General features: G+C 71.1%; 1 protein-coding gene and 1 pseudogene. Both read right to left on the minus strand.

Annotated elements, in window-relative coordinates; genetic code table 11:
• Nucleotides 1-58 precede the first annotated feature (58 nt).
• A pseudogene (locus tag G6048_RS50780) lies at nt 59-331 on the minus strand (aspartate aminotransferase family protein); the annotation flags it as partial.
• A 272-nt stretch (nt 332-603) separates the two neighbouring features.
• Nucleotides 604-1,277 (minus strand): ERAP1-like C-terminal domain-containing protein (locus G6048_RS48145; RefSeq protein ID WP_206343053.1); only part of this gene is annotated, 674 nt, incomplete at its 5' end.

Consider the following 1,277-nt stretch of genomic DNA (forward strand, 5'->3'; position numbering starts at 1 on the left):
GCCCGAGGCTCCTGTGCTGCTGCGCTCAGGCGAGACGTACTTCGTCTACGAGCCTGTCGGGGTCGGCGGCGCCTGCGGCGAAGGCGTGGACGAGGGTGCGTAGCGCGTCCGGGTCGCCGTGTTCGGGCATGGGGTCGCCGAGGGCGGTGCGTATGCGTGCGGCGACTGTTTCGGGGCCGCCGGTGGGGAGGGGGCCTCTTCTTGCGGCGGCGCCGGTGCGTAGTGCGTCGAGGACCGTGGTGAGCAACGGCCTCAGGGCGGCCGGGCCTTGGGGGCCTGAAGCGAGGCCTGAATTCAGGCCCGGTGCGGGGCCTGTTGCGAGCGGGCTCATGGTCGTCCTCCGGGGCGCGGGGTTGGGGCTGCGCGCCCGGAGGCTCAACGATCGTTACCCGAATGGGGGTACGGGTTCGCTCCGCGGGTTGAGCAGGTAAAGAGCTCGGTGGGTAGGGGCAGCTTGTAGCTGCGGGCCGACGGTGGTTGCTCGCTCCCCCACTCTCGACTTCGCTCGAGCGGGGGGACCCCCATCGCGGCGGAGCCGCACATGTCACAGCCCCGCGCCCCTAAACGGGGCGCTGCCCCCCAGCCCAGCTTAAGAAGGAGCCGTCACACCTCCCTCACCCTCAACGCCCGCTCCATGTCGTCCAGCTGGTCCACCAGCTTGCGGTGCAGCGCCGGGGTCGGGTTGCCCTTGGTCAGGCACTTTTTGCCCAGGCGGAGTGTCTCGGGTGAGACCGCGTATACCGGGAACGCCCAGCGGCCCGCTGCCTCTGCGATCGCGGAGCCTCGGCGGGCTGCCACTGCCGGGGCCTGCTTGAAGTAGCGCGGCACGTAGTCCCGTACCAGATCTGCCTGTTCGGGTTGCCAGAAGCCCTTGGCTGTGGCGGTGAACAGGTAGTTGGAGAGGTTGTCGGTGGTGAACATGGCCTCCCAGGCCTGGTGTTTGGCTTCGGGGTCGGGGAGGGCGGCGTGGCAGCGGGCGGCGCCTTCCTGGCCGGTGGCGCTGGGGTCCTGGACGAGTTCGGCTTCGATGACGGCGTCGTCGATGGCGCCGAGTACGGCGAGGCGGCCGAGGATGCGCCAGCGCAGTTCGGGGTCGAGTTCGGGGCCGCCGGGGACGGTGCCTTCGGAGAGCCAGGCGGTGATCGTGTCCGGCTGGGCGGCGGCGTCGATGAAGTGGCGTACGGCGGTCAGGCGCAGCCCGGGGTGGGAGCCGTCCTCGGTGCGGCGGATCAGGTCGCGGCACAGGGAGGTGAGGGTGGCGAGGGCGGCTCCCACCC

This window comes from Streptomyces ureilyticus (assembly GCF_011045025.1).
Lineage (GTDB): Bacteria > Actinomycetota > Actinomycetes > Streptomycetales > Streptomycetaceae > Streptomyces > Streptomyces ureilyticus.